Consider the following 2036-nt stretch of genomic DNA (forward strand, 5'->3'; position numbering starts at 1 on the left):
ACGCCGCCGCACGCGCCTTCAGGCCCCGGCCCTTCGGGTGATCTCAGCAAAAGCCCGCCCACAGCGTTGCAAATGCTCGCTGTAGCAAGTGCTACAGCTGCGCTTTGCGCCTCGTTGGCGGGCTTTTGTTGAGTCACGTGGGTGCTCATTTAGTGTGAACAGGCCCTAACCCATGATGTGCACGCCGCCGTCGATGTAGACGGTGTCGCCGGAGAGCCGGCGTGCATACGGCGTGGCCAGGAACGCGCAGGTAAACCCCACGTCCATGATGTCGACCAGCTCACCGATCGGCGCGCGCTGCGCGGCCTCGGCCAGCAGCAGGTCGAAGTCTTTCAGGCCCGAGGCGGCACGTGTCTTGAGCGGGCCGGGCGAGAGTGCATGCACGCGGATGCCCTTGGGCCCGAGTTCGTAGGCCAGGTAGCGGGCCGAGGCTTCGAGCGCCGCCTTCACCGGCCCCATCACGTTGTAGTTGGCAACCACCTTGTTGGCACCGTGGTAGCTCATCGCGAACAGGGTGCCGCCCTGCGTCATCAAGGGCGCCGACAGGCGGGCCATGCGCACGAAGGAGTGGCACGAGATGTCCATCGCCTTCGCAAAGCCTTCGGCCGAACAGTCGAGCAGGCCGCCTTGCAGGTCGCCCTTGGGCGCCCAGGCGATCGAGTGCACCACCGAGTCGAGCTGCCCCCACTGCTGCTTGATCTGCTCGAACACCGCCTCCATCTCGCCGGGCTGGGTGACGTCGAGCGGCATGAAAATATCGGCCCCGAGTTCGCGGGCCAGCGGCTCCACATGGGGCTTGGCCTTCTCGCCGCCGTAGGTGATGGCCAGCTGCGCGCCCAACTCACGGAAGGCCTTGGCGCAGCCGTAGGCGATGGAGTGCTCGTTCGCGATGCCGACCACCAGCACCTTGCTGCCGGCCAGGATCGAGCTGCGTTGATCGCCGGTCATCGTGATGCTCCCTGCTGATGGGTCTGGGGCTGAACCAGCACGTCGCGCGTGTGCCGGGCGATCATGAGTTCCTCGTTGGTAGGCACCACCCAGGCCGAGACGGCGCTGGACGGGGTGCTGATGCGCGGCCCGCCGGCCTGGTTGGCCGCGGCGTCGAACTCGACGCCCAGCCACTTCGCCTGCCGGCACACGCGCTCGCGGATCACAGCCGCATGCTCGCCGATGCCCGCGGTGAAGACGATGGCGTCCACGCCCTGCGCGGCGGCGGCGAGCGAGCCGAGTTCGCGGCCGATGCGGTAGACGAACAGCTCCACCGCCAGGCGCGCGCGCGGGTCGTCGCTGTCGAGCAGGGCCCGCATGTCGCTCGACACGCCCGACACGCCCAGCAGGCCCGACTTGCGGTACAGCAGGTCTTCGATGGCGCGCGCGTCCATCTTCAATTCATCCATCAGGTAGAGCAGCACGCCGGGGTCGAGGTTGCCGCTGCGCGTGCCCATGGGCAGGCCGTCGACGGCGGTGAAACCCATGGTGCTGGCGACGCTGCGCCCCGCCACCATCGCACACATGCTGCTGCCGTTGCCGAGGTGGGCGACGATGGTGCGGCCGTTCGCCGCCTTGTCGTCGAAGCTCGGCAAGGCACTGGCGACGTACTCGTACGAGAGGCCATGGAAGCCGTAGCGGCGCACACCGCGCTCGGTGATGGATGCCGGCAAGGCAAAGGCCTGCGCCACCTCGGGCTGGCCGCGGTGGAAGGCGGTGTCGAAACAGGCCACCTGCGGCAGTTGCGGCTGCGACTGGGACAGGATCTCGATCGGCTTCAGGTTGTGCGGCTGGTGCAGCGGCGCCAGCGGCGACAGTTTGGCGAGCGAGGCCACCACCTCGGGCGTGACCCGCGTGGCCTGGGCGAACTGCATGCCGCCGTGCACCACGCGGTGCCCCACGGCCACCAGGTGGTGGCCGCCGCTTTGGCTGCGCAGGAACTCCGCCAGGAAGTGGATCGCGCCCGCGTGGCCGAAGTCCGCGCCCTTGGGCCAGGCGTGGCGGGCGATCTCGGCGCCGTCTTCGTCCTTGGCGGCGAAGCTGGGCTC

General features: G+C 68.7%; 2 protein-coding genes. Both read right to left on the minus strand.

Features of this window, described 5'->3' with window-relative positions; all coding sequences use genetic code 11:
- Nucleotides 1–165: 165 nt before the first annotated feature.
- Nucleotides 166–948: an enoyl-ACP reductase FabI gene (gene fabI, locus VFL64_RS13090; protein WP_489540819.1), complete on the minus strand. Its 783-nt coding sequence runs from the start codon at nt 946–948 to the stop codon at nt 166–168.
- A partial coding sequence (locus VFL64_RS13095; RefSeq protein ID WP_489540820.1) for an acetate/propionate family kinase occupies nt 945–2036 on the minus strand: 1092 nt, incomplete at its 5' end. The genes VFL64_RS13095 and fabI, both read right to left, overlap by 4 nt.

The sequence above is a fragment of the Rhizobacter sp. genome (genome assembly GCF_035702065.1).
GTDB lineage: Bacteria > Pseudomonadota > Gammaproteobacteria > Burkholderiales > Burkholderiaceae_C > Rhizobacter.

Bases quoted from the DNA above. Each gene is read 5' to 3' on its own strand.
- fabI (WP_489540819.1), bottom strand. From the start codon at position 948: ATGACCGGCGATCAACGCAGCTCGATCCTGGCCGGCAGCAAGGTGCTG.